This window comes from Plantactinospora mayteni (genome assembly GCF_016862935.1).
Lineage (GTDB): Bacteria > Actinomycetota > Actinomycetes > Mycobacteriales > Micromonosporaceae > Plantactinospora > Plantactinospora mayteni.
Window position 1 is genome coordinate 1 of record NZ_BONX01000026.1, and the last position, 20,103, is coordinate 20,103.

Below are 20,103 nucleotides of genomic sequence, written 5' to 3' on the forward strand. Positions count from 1 at the left end.
TGGCCGGCGGCCGGGAAACCGGTGGCGGCACCGGACCCGTCACCGGCGGAGGTGTCCGGGCCGGACCCGGCGGGCCAGCCGTCGTCGGTGCCCGGGGTGCCGACCAGGAAGACCGCGGCCTCCTCGGCCACCTCGGTCAGCAGGTCCAGTTCGGCGGCGGCGACCGGCTGGTCGTCGGGGAGTACGTAGAGCAGCGCGCCGCCCCGGCGTACCGCGTCGCGGACCACCCGGACGCCGGCCACACCGAGCGTGCCGGTGTCCGGCGCGTCGACCAGGGTGAAGCGCCGCAGCAGCGGGTCGGGCACGGTCAGCTCGACCCGGCGTGGCGGGCGGGCCAGGGCCGGGCCGGCACCGACCGGCGCCGGCCGGTACTCCCGGGAGGAGCGCAGCCCGGGCACGTAGGCGGCGCCGCCGACGCACGGCGCGTAGTCGACCACCAGGAAGCTGCCCGCCGGCACCCGCAGCGGCGGCGCGGCGGCGCCGAGCAGTCCGGCGAGTACGGCCCGGCGGTCCGCCGTGGACGGCCCGACCGTTATCACCGCGAGTGGTTCGTCGGGCGGGGACTCGACCAGGGCCGGTTCGTCGCCCGCCGTACGGCGGGGCGTCCGGGTGCCGGATGCCCCCGGTGGCCCGGAGACGGGGAGCGACCGGAACTCCATCGCCGTCTCCACCTCCCAGCCGACCGGTACCTTCCGGTCGGGACCGCTGCCGTCGGCCAGGCTCGACCGGTGACACCTGCCGAGGTCCCGCCGAATATCGGAACGCTACGTGTCGATGCCCGTACGCTACGAGCACCAACGATACTCATGGATGCCCGGCCGGCTACTCAAATTCATTCAGTCACCAGGCGCGCGCGGATGGCATCCGGTCTATATGCTGCCTCGATGGGGCGGTGGAGCTTCGTTGGTCGAACGGATGAACTCAACCGGTTGGTGAGTGCCGCCACCAGCCCGGGCAGCCGAGGCATCTTCTTCAGCGGCACCGCCGGAGTCGGCAAGAGCCGGCTGCTCAGCGAGGGCCTGGCGGAGCTGCCCGCACACGGCTGCGCCGTCTGGTCCGCCTCCGCCAACATCGCCACCGCCGGCATCCCGTTCGGCGGGCTCGCCCAGGTGCTCCCGGCCGACCAGCCCGCCGGTCTCTCCCCGGCCGGCATCATGCGCTGGGCCGTCGACGCGCTGCACCAGCAGGCGGCCGGCCGGCGGATCGTGATCGGCATCGACGACGCGCACCTGCTCGACCCCTCCTCGGCCGCGCTGGTCTATCTGATCGCCCGCTCCGACAACGCCACGGTGCTGGGCACGCTGCGCAGCGGCGAGGCGGTGCCGCTGCCGATCCGCGCGCTGTGGACGGACGACCTGGTCGACCACGCCGAGCTGGCGCCGCTGACCGCGGACGACAGCAACGACCTGCTCACCGCGATGCTCGGCGACCCGATGGACGCGCCCTCGGCGGACCGGCTCTACCGGCTCTCCGCCGGCAACGCCCTGATGCTCCGCGAGCTGGTGATCGCGGCGCACGCCAGCGACGAACTGAACCGGACGTACGGCGTCTGGCGGTGGACCGGCCGCAGCCAGCTCCCGGCCAGCCTCGACGAGCTGATCGACGCCCGGATCGGCCAGCTCGACCCGGGGGTACGCGCCGTGGTCGAACTGGTCGCGATGGGCGAGCCGATCGGGCTGACCCTGCTGCACCGGGCCACCGACAGCTCCAGCGTGGAGACCGCCGAGGAGCGCGGCCTGATCCGGGTCGACGTGCACGACCGGCGCTCGGACGTCCGGCTCGCCCACCCGCTCTACGGCGAGGTGGTCCGGCGGCGCTGCCCGGTCACCCGGGCCCGCCGGCTCAACGCCCACCTCGCCGAGCTGGTCGAGCGGGCCGGCACCCGGCGCCGCGACGACCTGCTCCGGGTGGCGGTCTGGCGGCTCGACTCCGGTACCGCGCAGGATCCGGCCCTGCTGCTGCGCGCCGGCGGCCAGGCGTTCAGCCAGTTCGACGTACCGCTCGCCGCCAGGCTGGCCCGGGCCGCGCTGGAGGCCGGCGGGGGCTACCAGGCCGCCGAGTTGCTGGCCACCATCCTGATGTTCGGTGACCAGGCCGAGGAGGCGATCCGGGTACTCGACTCGGTCGCCGACCAGATCTCCACCGACGAGCGGCGCAGCCGGTGGCTGACCGTACGCGGGATGGTGTCGTACTGGGGGCTCGACCGGGAGTCCACGGTGGCCGAGATCGCGGCGGACGCCGCCCGGCTGACCGACCCGGCCGACCGGGCCCGGGTGGTCGCCTTCGAGGCGATCATGCGACTGCACCGGCTGGAGTGCGCCGAGGCGCTCCGGCTGAGCCGCTCGGTACTCGACCGGCCGGCCGCCACGGTGGCCGCCCGGGGCCTGGCCCGGTGCACCATCGCGCACCTCCAGGCCGCCCGGGGCGAGCTGACGCTCAGCGGCCGGGCCGTCGACGGGGTGGCCGCCGAGGCCGCGCAGTGGCGGGCCGAGATGCCCTACCTGCAACTCGCGCTGGAGCTGGCCCGGGGCACCCGGCTGGCGCTCGCCGGCGATCTGGCCGGGATCGACGCGATCGTCGCCGCCGAGTTCGCCGACCTGGCCGACGCGGGCGACTTCCGGCTCGGCTCCGGCTACCTCTCCATCCTGCGCGCCCAGGCGGCCCGGCTGCGCGGCCAGACCGGCGAGGCGCTGCGGACCAGCCTCGGTGCCTGTGCCGTCCTCGCCACCAGCCGGGTCTTCGCCGGGCTGGCACACGCGGAGCGGGCCCAGGCGGCGGCGATGCGCGGCGACGTCGACTCCGCGGCCGAGGCGATGGCCGAGTCGGACCGGTCGCAGACCTCCGGGATGGCCGTGCTCTACCCCTGGCTCGAACAGGCCCGGGCCACCGTACGAGCCGCCACCGGCGACCTCGCCGGCGCGGTCGGCACGCTCCGCGAGCTGGTACACCGGCTCCAGGCGGACGGTTTCGCCGGGCACGAGATACTGGCCCTGCACGACCTGGTCCGGTTCGGCCGGGCCGACATCGAGGTCGGCGAGCCGATCGTCACCGGCCGACGGCGGACCGTGGCCCAGCGGCTGACCGAGCTGAGCGAGACGGTCGACGGCCCGCTGCCGGCGCTGATGGCCCGGCACGCCCGGGCCGAGTACGGCCACTCCGGCGACCAGTTGCTCGCCGTCGCGGAGGACTTCGCCGCACTCGACCTCAACGTCTTCGCCGCCGAGGCGACCAGCCGGGCGGTGACCCGACTGCGGGCGGCCCGGTCGACCCGGTCACACGAGGCGAACCTGCGGCTCGCCGGGCTGCTCCGGCACTGCGACGTGCTGCGTACGCCCGCGCTGTCGGCACGCCAGCCGGCGCTGACCGAACGGGAGCGGCAGATCGCCAGGCTGGCCGCCCGAGGGCTGGCCAGCCGGAACATCGCGGAGCAGCTCTACATCTCCACCCGCACCGTGGAGAACCACCTCCAGCGGGTCTACAACAAGCTTGGCGTGGCCGGGCGCGGCGAGCTGTGGCCCGCGCTGAAGGCGATCCCGGAGCAGGACAGCGAGCCCGACGCCTGAGCCGAGCCCCTGAGCTGGGCGGCTGAGCCGAGTCACTGGGCCGAGTCACTGAGCTGGGCGGCTGGGCCGAGCCACTGAGCCGAGCCACTGGGCTGGGCGGCTGAGCCGAGCTACTGAGCCGAACTACTGGGCCGAGCCGCTGGGCCGAGGTGGCCGTCGACGGTCGAGGTGACCGGCGGCCGGTGGCGGCGCGGCACGCTTAGGCTGGCGTGGTGCCCAGTTCCCGCCCCGCGCTGCTCACCGACCACTACGAGCTGACCATGGTCAGCGCCGCCCTCCGGGACGGTACCGCCGACCGGCACTGCGTCTTCGAGGTCTTCACCCGCCGGCTGCCGACCGGCCGCCGCTACGGCGTGGTCGCCGGTACCGCCCGGCTGGTCGACCTGCTGGCGGAGTTCCGGTTCGACGAGGCGGACGTGGCCTTCCTCCGGGACACCGGAGTGGTCGACGAGCCGACCGCCGAGTGGCTGTCGAGATATCGGTTCAGCGGCGACATCGACGGCTACGCCGAGGGTGAACTCTACTTCCCGGGCTCGCCGATCCTGACCGTCTCCGGCACCTTCGCCGAGTGCGTACTGCTGGAGACGCTGACGCTGTCGGTGCTCAACCACGACTCGGCGATCGCGGCGGCGGCGGCCCGGATGGTGACCGCGGCCCGCGGCCGTACGCTGATCGAGATGGGTGCCCGGCGGGCCAACGAGGAGGCGGCGGTGGCCGCGGCCCGGGCCAGCTATCTGGCCGGGTTCGGCTACACCTCCAACCTGGCCGCCGGGCAGCGCTACCGGATACCGACCGCCGGCACCGCCGCGCACGCGTTCACGCTGCTGCACGACGACGAGCCGACCGCGTTCGCCTCGCAGGTCGCGGCGCAGGGCAAGAGCACCACGCTGCTGGTCGACACCTACGACATCGCGCAGGGCATCCGGAACGCGATCGCGGTCGCCGGGCCCGATCTGCGGGCGGTACGGATCGACTCCGGCGACCTCGCCGTGCTGGCCCAGCACTCGCGGGAACTCCTGGACTCGCTCGGCGCCCTCGACACGAAGATCATCGTCTCCGGCGACCTCGACGAGTACGCCATCGCCGCGCTCGCCGCCGAGCCGGTCGACATGTACGGCGCCGGCACCGCCGTGGTGACCGGCTCCGGCGCCCCGACCGCCGGGCTGGTCTACAAGCTGGTCGAGGTGGACGGCCGCTCCGTGGTCAAGCGCTCCGAGCACAAGGCGACCGTCGGCGGGCGCAAGACGGCCGCCCGGCGGCACAAGCCCAGCGGTACGGCGACCGAGGAGGTCGTCGTCTCGCAGGGCGCACCCGAACCACAGCCCGGCGACCGGGCGTTGCAGCAGCGGTACGTGACGAACGGCGAGCCGGAGCCGCTGCCGAGCCTGACCGAGTCGCGGGAGCACCTGCGGCAGTGCCTGATCTCCATCCCCTGGGAGGGACTCAAGCTCTCGGCGGGCGACCCGACCATCCCGGTCACCGTCGTCCACGCCGACCAGCCGGAAGGATAGCGATGGGCCGAGCGCTGATCATCGTCGACGTACAGAACGACTTCTGCGAGGGCGGCTCCCTCGCCGTGGCCGGTGGCGGCGCGGTCGCGGCCGGGATCTCCCGGCTGCTCGCCGCCGAACCGGACCGCTGGGAGCACGTGGTGGCGACCAGGGACCACCACGTGGACCCGGGCGCGCACTTCGGCGACCCGCCCGACTACGCCACCTCCTGGCCCCGGCACTGCGTGGTCGGTACCGAGGGCGCCGAGTTCCACCCGGACCTGGCCACCGAGCGGGTCGAGGCGGTGTTCCACAAGGGAGCATGGGCGGCGGCGTACTCGGGGTTCGAGGGGAGCACCGTGGGCGACGAAGGGCTGGCCGACTGGCTCCGGCAGCGCTCCGTCGACACCGTCGAGGTGGTCGGGATCGCCACCGACCACTGTGTACGGGCCACCGCGCTGGACGCGGCCCGGGAGGGTTTCGCCACCACCGTCCTGCTGGACCTCACCGCCGGGGTCGACCCGGGGACCACCGACGCGGCGCTGACCATGCTCCGCGAGGCCGGTGTCACCCTGCGCGGCGCACCGCCGCCCGGCCGGCCGGAAGACTGATCCGATGGCGTCCGCCCCTCCCCGCCGGAAGGAACTCCGGCCCGCTCCCCGGGATGACCGGGGAGGTACGGGCCGCTGATGAAGCTCACGCCCTACCGGGAGGCGCTCGCGCTGCCCGGCGTACGGTCGCTGATGGTGGTCGCCCTGCTGGCCCGGATCCCGAAGACCATGACGGCCATCACGCTGACCATGTACGTCGTGCTGCACCTCGACCACGGGTACGCCGCCGCCGGACTCGCCGGTGCCGCGATGACGATCGGCTCCGCCGTCGGCGCCCCACTGCTGGGCCGGCTGGTCGACCGGCGTGGACTCCGGCCGGTACTCGCGTTGACCACCGTCACCGAGGCCGCCTTCTGGGCCACCGCGCAGTTCATGCCGTACCCGGTGCTGCTGGTCGGGGCGCTACTCGGCGGCCTGCTGACGCTGCCGGTCTTCGGCGTGGTCCGGCAGTCGGTCGCCGCGCTCGTCCCGGCGGCGAAGCGCCGGCCGGCGTACGCGCTGGACTCGATGGGCGTGGAGCTGTCGTTCATGGTCGGGCCGGCCCTGGCGGTGGTGCTGGCGACCAGCGTGTCGCCCCGGACCGTGCTGCTCGTGGTCAGCGGTGGCATCACGCTGGCCGGCCTGGCGCTGTTCTGGCTCGACCCGCCGACCCGGACCGACCACGAGCCGGTCGACCCGGCGCGGCCGGTCAGCCGTCGGGAGTGGCTGACGCCCCGGATGCTCGGACTGCTCGCCGTCAGCGCAGCCACCACGCTGACGCTCGGCGGCACCGACGTCGCCGTGGTGGCGGTACTCAGGACGGCCGGTCAGGTCGAGTGGACCGGCCTGGTGTTGACAGTGTGGGCGGTCTACTCCCTGATCGGCGGCTTCGTCTACGGCATGGTGTCGCGGTCGATCTCCCCGGTGCTGATCGTCACCCTGCTCGGGCTCTGCACCATCCCGGTCGGCTTCGCCGGTACGCAGTGGTGGTCGCTGGGTCTCGCGTTGCTGCCGGCCGGGGCACTCTGCGCGCCGGCCCTCGCCGCCAACACCAACGCGGTGAGCCAGCTCGTCCCGCCGGGGGTCCGGGGCGAGGCGATGGGCCTACAGAATTCCGCGATCACGACCGGCCTGGCCCTGGGCGCGCCGCTGGCCGGCGCGGTGATCGACGCCTCCGCGCCGCTCTGGGGTTTCGCCGCGACCGGCCTGGTCGGCGCACTGGTCGGGGTGGTCCTGCTCCCCACCGAGCTACGCCGCCACCGGGCCGGACGCGCCGGACGACCGGTCGGCGAACCACCCGCCAAACATCCGGCGTCCGTCCTGGACTAATTGCCGCCGAAGGGACACCGGGGCAGATCTTGTCGGTCGCACCCGCTAGCGTTCCGCCTTGTTCCGGAGCGGAATGCGGCGGAGCAAGGTGTCCTGGGGCGAAAGGTGAATTCGTGGGTTGGCTGTCGGCGGGTGACACGTACGAGGTCTCTCTGGTGGAGCACAAAGTGGTCGCCCGGCGCGGGTCCGGGCGTCCACTGAAGACATTGCCGAAGGCGTTGCGGGACCATCCGGAGGTGGACCGGCTACGTCAGCTCGCGGAGTGGCTCGACCGGCACTCCGCGGCCTGCCTCGCCCAGGTCGACGCCTGGATGGTGTCGTCCGTGCCCGTCCCGACCGCCCTGCTGGGCCGGATCTGGCCGGACCCGGCGTGGCAGGACGTGTTGCGCGATCTCGTGGTCGTCGGCGACGACGAGGAGGCCGGCTTCCTCCGGGACGTCACCGGGGCCGGCGAGCTACGGGTGGTCGACCTCGACGGCGAGACGCTGCGGTTGGCGGCCGAGACCGTCACCCTGCCGCATCCGATCCTCCTGCCCGACCTCGACGAGCTGCGCGATTTCGCCGCCGACCTGGGCGTCACCCAGCGGGTCGAACAACTCCACCGGGCCACCTGGGCCAAGCCGGCCGACGTCCGGGAGCGGGCGACCGAGGTGACCGACTTCGACGGAGCGAAGTTGCCGAGCCGGGCCACGCTGCTCGCCCGGGCCACCGCGCTGGGCTGTCAGGTGTCCGGCTCGATCATCACCTGCCGGGTGTACGAGTCCGGGCGGATCGTCGAGGCGACCGGCTGGCTCGACGGTGACTACTGGTCCGACTGGACCATGGGCAGCCTCTCCTGGCGACTCCGGGACGGCCGGCAGTTGCGGCTGCCGGAGGTCGGGCCGGTGGCCTGGTCTGAGGGGATGCGAATGGCCGCGGCGCTGGGCGGCGGCCAACCGGTCGAGGCGGAGAAGGGCGCGTGACGACGATGACGACCGAGGTCGAGGAACTGCTCGCGGCCGGTGCGGTGCTGCCGCTGGACGCCACCGGGGCCGGCGAGCAGGCGGTGCCGCTGACCGCCCGCACCTACCGGCACCCGGTGCTGGACGACCGGCCGGTGGTCCGGCTGGTCGCCGCCGAACTGGGCATCGCGGAGGACGCCGCCACCGGCTTCCTCGGACTGGACCGCACCGAGGAACCGCTCGTGGTCGGGCTGGGCCAGCGGCAGTCGCTCGGCTTCCCGGAGTGGGTGCTGGTGCACCACCCCGACGACGGCCGCGAGGCGCTGGCGATCGTGCCGGAGACGAAGCGGATCGCCCAGCAGGCGCGGTCCAAGCCGAAGCTGGCCGTCGAGGCATACCACGCGCTCGCCGGTCGGCTGGCCCGGTCGGTGCCACACTTCCTGCCGACCTTCTACGAGCAGGCCGGCCGGGTCTTCCTCGACCTGGACGAGGAGACATGGGCGGGGCAGATGTTCAACCGGGCCCGCAAGGCCGAGGCGGAGCACGGGCTGACCGTCGACCCCGATCGCCTCGACGGCGTCTACCTGGAGTTCGCGCTGGCCGGGGCACTCTCCGCGACGACTCTCGCCGGATACGCCAAGGACCTGGCCGCCCGGCTGCCGGCCGACCAGGCCCTGGACCGGTTCTGCCAGCTCTGCGTACGCAGTGTCGCGGCTGGGCTCGTGCCGGCGGCGCAGACCTCGACCACCGTACGTCGACTCGTCCGGGCCGCCGCGAAGGCCGGCGACGCGGCCGGGGCGGAGGAGCGCGAGCGGGCGTACCTGATCGAGTTGATCGGCCTGCCGGCGACGCTGAAGGCGACGGCGTGGTGGAAGGCGCACCTGCCGGAGCTGGTCAAGCTGGCCGGACACGACCGGTCCGTACGCGGGACGCTGCTCAACCTGATGCCCCGGGACGACTACGACGGCGACGTGATCCCGCAGTGGCTCGACATCCTCGTCCAGACCGGCGCCGCCGAGGGGCTGGTCGACGGTGCCCTGCCCGCCTCGGAGCGCCCGGCCGACGGGTCGAGCGGCTGGCTGCGGCGCCTCCTGGAGTCCCGGCACGCCAGCAGCTACCGCACACCCCGCCGGCTGCCGGCGTTGTACGAGCTGGTGACCGGGATGGCCGGCCGACTCCGCGCCGAACTCGCCGAGTCCGGTGCGACCGTCGCCGCCGTCGCGGACCTCGACCTGGTCGACCTGCTGCTCTCGCTGGACGTGCCGGTGAGCGATCCCGAGAGCAGGAACCTGCCCCTCGACACCTGGGCGAACGGCGAGGGGCAGCGTGACCTCCTCGGGGTGGCCGGCGACGCCCGGTTCCGCGCGGCGCTGCTCCGCTTGATCCCGCTGCCGAACAACGGGTCCGGCCGGCAGGTGATGGGGCGGCTGGCCGACTCCCCCGGTGGGCGCCCGGTGCTGGCCGAGTGGGTCCGCGCGCGGGCCCAGGAGTGCCACACGGCGGGCCTGCCGGACCTGGGGCAGGCGGCGGAGCTGATCCTCGCGCTGCCCGGCGAGGCGCTGGCGCTGGCCCCGGACGAGGTCGCCGCGGTGGCCGGCATCGATCTCGCCGAGGCGGTCGCCCGGGCGCTGCGCGGCGGCATCTACGACGAGCTGGGCTGGCCGGCCTGGGAGGAGGCCCTCGCCGACGTGGTCGGGGGGGACCACCGCCTCGTGGCGGACGCCTGGCCCTACCTGGTCGTCGGCGGGCCGGCCCGGGCCCGGGTGATCGACGCGGACGGCACCGTACTCAGCCACGACCTGCGGATCCCGGCCGGCGACATACAGGGCGGACCCCAGTTCCAGTACGTCGACGGCGCGCTGCTGGTCTACTGGACGTCCCGCGAACTCGACTACGAGTCGCGCGGCTACTGGCACACCTCGGCAGACGCCCCGCAACCCATGCCGGACATGCCCGCCCGGGACCGGCGCAGTGGGAACGTCACCCTGCCGGTACCAGGTGGCGGGCGTACCACCGGCGACGGTCCGCTGCATGTGGGAGACACCGTGCTGCCCATCGATCGACCGGTGATCAGCGACGGTACGTCCTACTGGGTGCGGGCGCACGAAAAGGCCGGCGGCTACCAGTGGCGCGAGTTCGACCCGACCACCGGCACGTGCGGCCGGCCGAGCCTGCCCGGCTTCCTGGCCGACGCGCTGACGGACGCCCCGAGCGGCAGCACACTGCGGGACACGTCGAGCTGGCTGCTGCCCGCCCCGACGGACCGGGTCACCCCGCTCGGCGTACCGGTGGACGGGCTGCTCGGCTGGCGGGTGGTGAACCTGCCGGACGGGTCGAAGCGGGGCGAGGACCTCGCCGGCCGGTCGGTCACGGTCTCCCGCGGCGTGCCGGTCGCGGCGCTGACGCTGCCCGGCGACGACCGGCCCAGGGCCGTGCTCGACGACCTGAGCCTGGTCGACCCGGACGGGGTGGTCAGCGCGGCGGCCGGCCAGCGAGGTCAGAACCGGGACTACACACCCGACGCCATACCGCTGCCGCCCCGCAACCACTGGCACCAGCTCCGGCCCCGCGACCCGCAGGGCTCGGTGGCGCTGCGCCGGATCGACCACGAGACGGCTGCCGCACTGCTCAAGGGCGCCACCGAGGTGCAGTCGGCGAAGCCGGCAGAGGCAGATGCGAAGGCGGATGCGAAGGCGAAAGCGAAGGCGAAGGCGGAGGCGAAGGCCGCCCGGACCGAGGCCCTGCTCGCCCTGGTCCGGACCACCCTGCCGCAGCTCACCCACGACGAGGTGCGGGCCGGGGTGGTCGGGGTGCTGCGGTTCGCCGTGGCCCGGCAGGCCACCCTCGACAATCTGGCGGAACGGCTGCGGAAGAAGCCGGCCGCCCGCCCGGCGGAGGAACCCGTCACCGGGCCGACCGACGGGGAACTCCACGAGGCGATGGACGGTCTGCTCGGCAGCGGCCACCACCGATCGAGAGCGGAGGGCAGGGAGGTGATGCGGCAGCTCCGGGCGATCCGTCGGGCCGTGGCCGCGCCGCTGCCGGACCCGCTCCCCGAACTGCACCACGAGGGGACGGCGGTGCCGCACGCCCCGGTGAACTGGCCGGTCATGCTCGCCCACAGCGCGGCCCTGGCATACCGGGCCGTGGCCGCGACCACCGTCGAGCCGAGCCGGGAGGCACTGCGTGCCCTGCTCACCGGGCTGGACGAGCTGGGTCTGACCGCGTCGGACCAGTGGCGGCGCTTCACCCTGCACCTGGCCGACAGCCACCTGACGCTGCCGGACGGGAAGAGGCGGGCCGGCAACTGGCGGGGCACCCTGCCGATCGCCGAGGGCACGTTCCTCAGCATGTACCACCACCAGCAGGCGGAGACGACCTCGCCCGGCTACCGCTTCTCCGCGCTGTACCGCGACCCGACCGGGGCGTTCGCCGTGCCGGCTCCCTACACGGTGCACTCCTCGGCTCCGGTCGGGGACGACCGGCCCGCCGGCTGGCTCGGGTCCTTCCTGGCCGAGTGGGCGACGCGCGGTCCGCTGCCGTGGCTGCCCGAGGCCGTCGACCGGTTCGTCGAACTCACCGGGGTCACCCCGACGGTCGGCAAGCTGGTGCTGGCCGGGATGCTCCAGGTGGACACCGAGGCCCCGCTGTCGGCCGAGACCCGCAAGCTGTTGAAGGTCAAGGCGACCGAGGTGGCGTACGCCTTCCGGACACTGGACAGGATCGGGCGCGGCGTCCGGCGTGACGTCGTCGCGGCGCTGCTGCCCGAGCAGCCCGCTCGACTGTGGACGGAGGGCCCGGACGTGGCCGCCGCGGCGGCGGTCTGGAACGCGGCGGTGGGCCGGACGATCGCCGTACCCGAGCAACTCCTCGCCGACGCGGCCAAGTCGGTACGGACGAGCTGGGGACCGGAGGGGGCGCTGCCGGCGCTGCTCGACCCGGCCGGTAGCCCGGTGCTGAACACCGACCTGGTCTGGACGGTCCGCGGCGACCGGGTGGTACCGGTGGACGGAAAGGCGAAGGGTTTCACCGCCGACATCCTGGTCGGTGCCGTCGCCACCGCCGCCTGGGTGGCCCAGCACACCCCGGCGGGCGACCCGGTACGCGCCGCGCTGCCCGGCGCGCTCGCCGCCGTCCGGGACCGGCTGGCCAACCCCGACCTGCTGCTCGGCCTCGGCAAGTACGTCCGGCTCGATGCCTTCCGGAAGGTGGCCGGCGCCCCGACCGAGACCGGGGACGGCTGGGAGCGGTACGGCGCCGTCGTCCTGGCCACCCACGACGACCAGCCCGACCCGGGGATCAAGGTCGCCCTGCTGGACGAGGCCGGCAGCGATCCGTTCCTGCCGGCGCTGCGCGGCGGATCCCAGCGGATGTTCCCGGTCGAGACGGCCCTGTGGCTGGCCCGCGATCCGGGCTTCGCCGCGCTGCTCGCCGATCCCGGTGATCCGGTCGCCGGCACCCGGGACGCGACCGGCACCTGGTGGCCGCAGGACCCGGCACGGTCGGTGCCGGACCTGGTCGCCGAGGTCGCCGAGGCGCACGGGCTGGGCGGCGACGCCGCCGCGCTCTACCTGACGGTGCTGGCCCTGCCCGACCCGACCGACCGCAACGTGACCCGGTGGACCGGCTGGAAACCGACCCGGTTCAAGGCCGCGCACGCCGAACTGGCCGGCACCGACCTGGTCGTCCGGGCCACCCGTGCCCGGGCCGGTCGTTCGCTCTTCCTGCCCTGCGCCTGGTTCGACAACTCGAGCCCGCGACTGCCGATCGAGCAGTGGAAGGTGGAGCTGTACAGGATCCCGGGACAGCCGCTCCCGCCCTTCGACACGACCCTTCCCCTGGAGCCGGTGCCGGACCTCTACCGCCGGGCCTGGCAACGACTCCGGGACGGCGACGTTCCCCGGTTCGAGGAACTGCGCACCCCCGGCCGTACCCGCCGCTGACCCGGCGGGCGGCACGGCCGAGCACCACCTGAGACAGAACCCCGCACGCCACCACAGAGAAGAGATCAGGGAACTCCGGTGACCACGACCGAACAGACGACTCCCCGCACCCCGACCACCCCCGCCGGTCCGGCGATCGGCGATCCCGGCTGGCAGGTGCTGCCGGCCGAACGGCGGTACGCCGCCGAACTCGCCTTCCTCGCCGCGTACGACGACGGCCCCCGACCGCCCGGCTGGGCGCTGACTCCGCGCGCCGTGGTCACGTTCATCCAGGGCAGCGACGGTGAACCGCTCACCCTGGCGACGGAGCGGCGGAGCGGCGCCGACGGCACCGAGCTGCCGGCCAGGCTGGAGATCCCGGCCAAGTTCGTCGGCGAGCGCGCCCTGGTCGAGCGCTGTGTGGTCACCTTGGCCGGCGAGCGTGGGCTGCTGCTGGTCGGCGAGCCGGGTACCGCCAAGTCGATGCTCTCCGAGCTGCTCGCGGCGGCGATCTGCGGTACCAGCGCGCTGACCGTGCAGGGCACCGCCGGCACCACCGAGGACGCCTTCCGGTACGGCTGGAACTACGCGCTGCTGCTCGCCCAGGGACCGACCCGACAGGCCCTGGTCGAGTCACCGGTGCTCACCGCGATGCGTACCGGCCGGTGCGTACGGGTCGAGGAGGTCACCCGCTGCCTGCCGGAGGTGCAGGACGCGCTGGTGTCGATCCTCTCCGACCGGCGGATCAACGTACCCGAACTCGCCGACACCACCGACGGCGTGATCCCGGCGGCGCCCGGCTTCACCGTGATCGCCACCGCCAACCTGCGGGACCGGGGCGTGTCGGAGATGTCGGCCGCGCTCAAGCGGCGGTTCAACTTCGAGACGATCCACCCGATCGCCGACGCCGGAACCGAGATGGAGCTGGTACGCCGGCAGGCCATCGCCGCGGTGCACCGGGCCGGTGCCTCGTTCACCGTCGACGATTCGGTGCTGGACGCCCTGGTCACGGTCTTCCGGGACCTGCGCGCCGGCCGCTCGGCGGAGGGCTGGTCGGTGGAGCGGCCGGGCACGGTGATGTCGACCGCCGAGGCGGTGCAGGTGGCCGCCTCACTCGGGCTCGCCACGGCGTACCTCTCCGGGGCCGACGCGCTCGACCTGATGCCCGGGCACCTGCTCGGGGTGGTCCGCAAGGACGACGAGGCCGACCACGGCCGGCTGATCGGCTACTGGGACGGCCCGGTACGGCGGCGTGCCGAGGAGGGTGCGTCGATGTGGCGGCGGCTCTGGGACCTGCGGGAGACGCTCCGGTGACGAGTGCCGCATCGACCGATCCCCGGGCGGCGCTCGCCACCCTCGCCAGCTCGACCGAGCCGTACCTGATCGGGGTACGGCACCACAGTCCGGCGCTGGCGGCCGTCGTACCGGCACTGCTGGACGCCGCCGCTCCCGAGGTGGTCTGCGTCGAGCTGCCCACCGACTTCCAGCGCTGGCTGCCCTACCTGGCCGATCCGGCCACCCGGGCGCCGGTCGCATTGGCCGGAGCCCGGGACGACGGGCCGCTCGGCTTCTATCCGTTCGCCGACTTCTCGCCGGAGTTGGCCGCGATCCGGTGGGCCCGGGAGCACGGGGCCGAGGTGTTCTGCTGCGACCTCCCACTGACCGATTCGGGCTGGTCCGCCGACGCCCCGGCGCCGACCGACCACTCCGGGCCGGCCCAGGGCGCCGGGCACGACAAGCCGGCCGCCGAACAGGCCAAGGCGGGTGCCGGGCACGACAAGCCGGGTGAAGAGCAGGAAAAGCTGGCCGCCGAACAGGCCAAGCCAAGTGCCGGGCAGGACAAGGCGGGTGCCGGGCAGGACGAGACGGACGCCGGTACCGACCAGCCCGAGCAGGGCAGGCCGGGTGGACCGGCTTTCGCCGCCGCGCTCGCCGCCGGCGGCACCGGCCGGGACGGCGACGACCTGTGGGACCGGGCGGTCGAGGTACTCGCCCCGGGCTGTCCCGCCGACGCGGTGCGCCGGGCGGCACTCGGGGTCGGCTGGGCGATGCGCCAGGACGCCACTGCCGGCCCCGGCGTACCGGCCCGGGACCTGGCCCGGGAGGAACACATGCGCCAGGTCATCGCGCGGGCCGGGGCCGAGGGCCGGCGAGTGGTCGCGGTGGTGGGCGCCTTCCACGCTCCCGCCCTCGCCACCGGCCCGGCCGGGCCCGGCACAGCGTCGCGGTCCGCCACCTCGATCCCGACCGCAGCCAGCAACGCCAGCACAGTCAGCGCTGGTACGGCCAACGCCAGCACAACCAGCGCTGGTACGGCCAACGGCGGCGCGGCCGGCAGCACGACCTCGGACGGCGCGGGCGCGGTCGCCACCTCGCTGGTGCCCTACGCCTTCGACCTGCTCGATTCCCGTTCCGGTTATGCGGCCGGCATCCGCGATCCCCGCTGGCAGCAGGCGGTCTTCACCTCGGGCGGCGACCCGGAGCGGATCCGGGAGGCCGCCGCGCGGGCCATCACCGAGCTGTGCCGGACCCTCCGGGCGGCGGGGCACACCGCCGGGACCGGGGAGGCGGCCGAGACCCTGCGGATGGCTGACGACCTGGCCCGACTGCGCGTACTGCCGGCGCCCGGCCGGGGCGAACTGCTGGAAGCGGTGACGACCGTACTCGGTCAGGGTGAGCCACTCGGTCGGGGGCGGGCACTGGCCCGGGCTCTCGACACCGTGCTGGTCGGCACCGACCGGGGTCGGGTCGCCCCCGGCGCGCCACGGTCCGGTCTGGGCCCGTCGGTGGAGGCCGAACTCGTCGCGTTGCGACTGCCCCACCCCGGTGACCCGGCGTCCAGGGAACTCCGCCTCGACCCGCTCCGCTCGGAACTCGACGGCCGGCGGGAGACGTTGCTCCGCCGGCTCCAGATCTGCGGAATCGACTACGGTACGCCGATCGAGGTCTCCGGCACCGGTGACGGTACCGCGCTCACCACCCGCTGGGAGGTCTCCTGGAAGCCCTCCGTCGCCGCCCTGCTGGACCTGGTCGGCGTACGCGGGGTCACCGCGGCCCTCGCCGCCACCGGCACGTTGCGGGAACGGTTCCGTCGCGAGGCGGCGGAGGGCGGGCCCACCTGCGCGCAGCTCATCGCCGGGCTGAACGCCGCCGCCCGGGGCGACCTGCCCGAGCTGGTCGCCGACCGGCTCGCCCTCGCCGCCGACGTGCTGCCGTCCACCGGCACCCTTGCCGAACTGCTCAGCGCCCTCGACCTGCTGGAGGCGCTGCGCCGGGAGCACCTGCCGGGCACCACCCCGGACGGGCGACGGCAGGCGGCCGACCTGGCCGTCGTCCTGCTGGACGCCGCGGTCCGCGGGCTGCCCGGGCTGGCCGGCAGCGATCAGCCGGAGGACGCCGCCGCGCTGGTCGCGCTCGCCGTCCGGGCCGGCGAGCACCGGATCGGCCTGCGCCTCGACGACGCCCTGGATCGGCTGGCCCAGGCCGGTTCCCCGCTCGTCCAGGGGGCCGCGCTGGCCGCCCGGGTACTGCTCGACCTGGACGGCGCGGACGCCCTCGGCACCCGCGCCGCCGGCTGGGTCGACGCCGGCTCGAGTCCGGACGGCCGGCGGCGGCTGCACCACCTGCTGGCCGGGATGCTCACCGCCGCCGGCCCGCTGCTCCAGTCCGCGCCGTCCGCGCTCGGCCCGTTGCTCGACCGGGTCGAGCGGCTGACCGACCAGGACTTTCTGGACCGGCTACCCGCGTTGCGCGGCGGCTTCGACACTCTCTCACCGGCGGCCCGGGACCGACTGCTGCGGACCGTCACGGAACGTCTCGGCGATCGGATCGACCTGACCCTCGCCGCCCCGCCCGAGCTGCTGATCCGCTGGGCCGCCGCCGATGCGGCCGGCTGGGCCGCGCTCTCCGCGCTCCGCCTGCCGATATCCGGACCCGACCCGACCGGACCCGACCCGACCGGAGCCGACCCGAACGGCGCTTCGCGCACCGCCACGGCCACCGTCGACCCGACGGCCCGGCCCGGTTCCGCGACGGATCTGTCGCCGGAGGTACGCCGGTACGGACCCGCCGACCGGTGGCGGCTGCTCCTCGGCCGGGAGTCCGAACGGCTACCGGACGACGCCCGCCGGCACGCGCACGCGCTGGACGAACTGTACGGCGCGGGACAGGGTGAGGGCGCGACCGACTTCGGCTCGGGACCGGCCGGTGCCGGCGGGGGCCAGGAGGCGTCCTTCCCGACCGCGCGGGAGTGGGCCGCTGAGCTGGAGGCCCTGTTCGGGGCGGGCATCCGGGAGGAGGTCCTGGCCCGGGCCGCCGAATCCGGGCGTACCGACGTGCTCGCCGAACTCGATCCGGCCGCGGTACGCCCGTCGATGGAGTTGCTGACCTCGGTACTCTCGCTGGCCGGTGGCCTGCCCGAGCAACAGCTCGCCCGGTTGCGCCCCCTGGTCCGGCGACTCGTCGACGAACTCGCCCGGCAACTCGCCACCCAGCTCCGTCCCGCACTGACCGGGGTGGCCACCCCACGGCCCACCCGTCGCCCCGGAGGTCGGCTCGACCTCGCCCGTACGCTCCGGGCCAACCTCGCGCACACCCGCCGGCTCGACGACGGCCGCACGGTGGTGATCCCGGAGCGGCCGATCTTCAAGACCCTCGCCCGGCGCGAGGCGGACTGGCGGCTGGTGCTGGTGGTCGACGTCTCCGGGTCGATGGAGGCGTCGGTGGTGTGGTCGGCGCTGACCGCCGCTGTGCTGGGCGGGGTGCCCACGCTGTCGACCCACTTCCTCGCGTTCTCGACCCAGGTGATCGACCTGACCGACCGGGTGAGCGACCCGCTCTCCCTGCTGCTGGAGGTACACGTCGGCGGCGGTACGCACATCGCCGCCGGGCTGGCCCACGCCCGCTCGTTGGTGACCGTGCCCAGCCGGACGATCGTGGTGGTGGTCAGCGACTTCGAGGAGGGGTACCCGATCGCCGGGCTGCTCGGTGAGGTCCGTTCGCTGGCCACCTCCGGCGTCCAACTGCTCGGCTGCGCCGCGCTGGACGACGGCGGGGTGCCGCGCTACTCGGTGCCGATCGCCCAACAACTCGTCGCGGCCGGCATGCCGGTGGCCGCGCTCAGTCCCCTCGAGCTCGCCCGGTGGGTGGGCGACCGGCTACGCGGAGGATCCCGATGACGCGTTCCCTGTCGGCCGAGGCGCCGACCGCCGTACCGGCCGCCCTCCCGCCGGTGGTGCCGCAGGTGGTCGCGGCGGCCACCGAGGCACTTGGCCCACGGCTGCTCAAGAAGCTGGACGCGACGGTCGAACGGGTCGGCGCGCTGCCCCGCACCGTGGCGGACGAGGGCGTCCGGCTGGACTTCGGTCCGGACACCGTCGTCACCCTGGCACCCGGACCGTCCGGCGTGATCACCGATGCCGACCAGGCCCGCTGCGGTTGCCTGCTGGCGCCGCGCTGCCTGCACTTGGTGGCCGTGTTGACCGCCTGCCCGGTCGCCGATCCGGTCATGGTTCCGGCACCGCACACCACTACCGGCGCAGGCGCGCCGGAGACCGGCACCGGAACTCCCCCGGACACCGAAGGCCCAGACACCGAAGGCCATCGAGACAACGAAGGCCGAGACAGCAACGGCCGGAGCAGCGCGGGTCGGGGCGGCGCCGGAGGAAAGGGCGCGAAGCGTACCGGCGACCGGACCGGCTCGGCAGTCGGGGCCGACGACCCCGCGTCCAGCTCGGGATCGGCGGGCCGAGGTGCCCGGAACAGTGCTCCCAGCGCCGCCGCGCGGGCTGCGGCGGAGGACCTGTGGCGCGCGGCGGCGGCGGTGCTCGCCGCCGGGGTTCCCGGCTCGGGTGCGGTGCCCCAGGCCGAACTGCTCCGGGCCGCGCACAGCGCCCGGGTGGCCGGGCTGCACCGCGCGGAGAGCGCCGCGCTGCGGGTGGTCCGCGGTCTACGGGCCGCCCGGGGCCGCCACGACAGCCACCGGTTGGCCGATCTGGTCCAGGTGCTGCACGAACTCCTGCTCACCGCCGGTCGGCTCGCCGCCGGCGACCCCGACCCGGCCCTGGTCGGGATATCCCGCCGCAGCTACCGGCCGGGCGGCGGTCTCCGGGTGTACGGCGTCTGCCGCGAGCCGGTGATCAGCGCGACCGGTTACGGCGGAGTGGTCACCCATCTCGTGGACGACGAGGGCCGGTGGTTCTCCATCCCGGACGTGCAGCCCGGCGGGCCGGATCGGGCCCGCAGCTCCGCGACGGCGCTGGTCGAGGTCGGCTCGGCCGGGCTCACCCATGCCCGACTGGCCCGCGCCGGACTGGTGATCACGGGTACGACCGTCTCGCCGGACGGCCGGCTCGGTGCGGGTCGGGGGGTACGGGCCAGCCCGATCAGCGGGCCGAGCTGGTCGGGGGGTGCACTGGACCGGCTGTTCGCCCGCCCGCTCACGGCGACGGTGGGCGCCCAGCTCGATCCGGCGGCCGACACCGCCGGCCCGGCCGAACAGGGTGGTGCCGGAGCCGAACTCGTCGGTGCCGATCTCGTGCTGATCGGCGCGACCGGTGACCACGTACTCGCCCGTGAGCTGTCGGCGCTCGAAGCCGGGCCGGTGATCCGGCTGGTACCGGCCAACGCCCATCCCGCGCTGGCGCACCTGGCCAACCTGCGCCGGCTGGCGAGCCGTCCCGGCCTGCGGATCCGGGTGGTCGCCCGGCTGGACCCCGATCGGGCGAGCACGCTGGTCCCGCTCGCGGTCGGTCCGGTGCCGGGATCCGAGCAGACGCTACGGCTGCCGGACGACTGGCAGGGCCACGCCGATCTCGGGTACGACCTGCTCCAGGGCGCACACCTCCCGCCGCTCGCCAGCGTGCTGGACGTACCGGTCGACCGCCCCGGGCCCGACCCGGTGGCCAGCGCACCGCTGTGGCGGGTACGCCGGCTCGTGGAGCTGGCCGTGGCCGGTGGACGTCGGGCCGTCGGCGAGTCTGCCCGGGGCGACGGCCCCGGTCTGGTCACTCCGTTGCGGCGGGCCGGGTTCCAGGTCGCCGCCGAACTCACCACCGCGCTCGCCGCGGAGTCGGACCGGCAGGGCCGGGACGCCTTCGGCCGGCTGACCGAACCGGATCCGGACCGGTACGCCTGGGCCTGGGTCGCCGCCGTCACCCACCTCGCGGCCACCGAGCGGGCGCTGGTCCGTGCCTCCTGGAGCGACGACGCGTAACGACTCGCGGCCGGTACCCCGCTCGGGGTACCGGCCGCGAGATCGAACCGGGTGG

9 protein-coding genes and 1 pseudogene are annotated in these 20,103 nt (G+C 74.6%); 9 read left to right on the plus strand and 1 reads right to left on the minus strand.

What is annotated here, in order from left to right:
• Window positions 1-659: pseudogene (locus Pma05_RS19175) on the minus strand (P-loop NTPase family protein); the annotation flags it as partial.
• A gap of 225 nt (window positions 660-884) precedes the next feature.
• Here Pma05_RS19175 and Pma05_RS19180 point away from each other — a divergent pair.
• The 9 genes from Pma05_RS19180 (at window position 885) to Pma05_RS19220 (ending at window position 20,048) form a co-directional block, all read left to right on the plus strand.
• The gene (locus Pma05_RS19180) at window positions 885-3,563 is read left to right on the plus strand and encodes a LuxR C-terminal-related transcriptional regulator (RefSeq protein ID WP_203858818.1); all 2,679 of its coding nucleotides are present in this window, start codon (window positions 885-887) and stop codon (window positions 3,561-3,563) included.
• Between the two features lie 212 nt (window positions 3,564-3,775).
• The gene (locus tag Pma05_RS19185) at window positions 3,776-5,074 is read left to right on the plus strand and encodes a nicotinate phosphoribosyltransferase (protein ID WP_203858819.1); all 1,299 of its coding nucleotides are present in this window, start codon (window positions 3,776-3,778) and stop codon (window positions 5,072-5,074) included.
• Between the two features lie 2 nt (window positions 5,075-5,076).
• On the plus strand, window positions 5,077-5,664 hold the full coding sequence (locus Pma05_RS19190; RefSeq protein WP_203858820.1) for an isochorismatase family protein: 588 nt from the start codon (window positions 5,077-5,079) through the stop codon (window positions 5,662-5,664).
• A 78-nt stretch (window positions 5,665-5,742) separates the two neighbouring features.
• Window positions 5,743-6,972, plus strand: coding sequence for an MFS transporter (locus Pma05_RS19195; protein WP_203858821.1), 1,230 nt, complete (start codon window positions 5,743-5,745; stop codon window positions 6,970-6,972).
• Window positions 6,973-7,085: 113 nt separating this feature from the next.
• Window positions 7,086-7,934 carry a DUF4132 domain-containing protein gene (locus tag Pma05_RS19200; protein ID WP_203858822.1) on the plus strand — a complete coding sequence of 283 codons (849 nt, stop codon included), beginning with the start codon at window positions 7,086-7,088 and terminating at the stop codon, window positions 7,932-7,934.
• Window positions 7,931-12,856 (plus strand): hypothetical protein, encoded by a 4,926-nt coding sequence (locus Pma05_RS19205; protein WP_203858823.1) that lies wholly within the window; start codon window positions 7,931-7,933, stop codon window positions 12,854-12,856. The genes Pma05_RS19200 and Pma05_RS19205 overlap by 4 nt, the downstream gene beginning before the upstream one ends.
• 78 nt (window positions 12,857-12,934) lie before the next feature.
• A complete protein-coding gene (locus Pma05_RS19210) occupies window positions 12,935-14,149 on the plus strand; it encodes an ATP-binding protein (protein WP_239312643.1) in 1,215 nt (404 codons plus the stop codon).
• On the plus strand, window positions 14,146-18,012 hold the full coding sequence (locus Pma05_RS42605; protein ID WP_239312646.1) for a vWA domain-containing protein: 3,867 nt from the start codon (window positions 14,146-14,148) through the stop codon (window positions 18,010-18,012). The genes Pma05_RS19210 and Pma05_RS42605 overlap by 4 nt, the downstream gene beginning before the upstream one ends.
• Entirely contained in the window at window positions 18,009-20,048 is a 2,040-nt protein-coding gene (locus tag Pma05_RS19220) for an SWIM zinc finger family protein (protein ID WP_203858824.1), read from the plus strand. Before Pma05_RS42605 ends, Pma05_RS19220 begins: the two co-directional genes overlap by 4 nt.
• Window positions 20,049-20,103: the final 55 nt, after the last annotated feature.

Coding starts and splice junctions, on each gene's coding strand:
- Pma05_RS19180 (WP_203858818.1), top strand. CDS start 885: ATGGGGCGGTGGAGCTTCGTTGGTCGAACGGATGAACTCAACCGGTTG.
- Pma05_RS19190 (WP_203858820.1), top strand. CDS start 5,077: ATGGGCCGAGCGCTGATCATCGTCGACGTACAGAACGACTTCTGCGAG.
- Pma05_RS19195 (WP_203858821.1), top strand. CDS start 5,743: ATGAAGCTCACGCCCTACCGGGAGGCGCTCGCGCTGCCCGGCGTACGG.
- Pma05_RS19220 (WP_203858824.1), top strand. CDS start 18,009: ATGACGCGTTCCCTGTCGGCCGAGGCGCCGACCGCCGTACCGGCCGCC.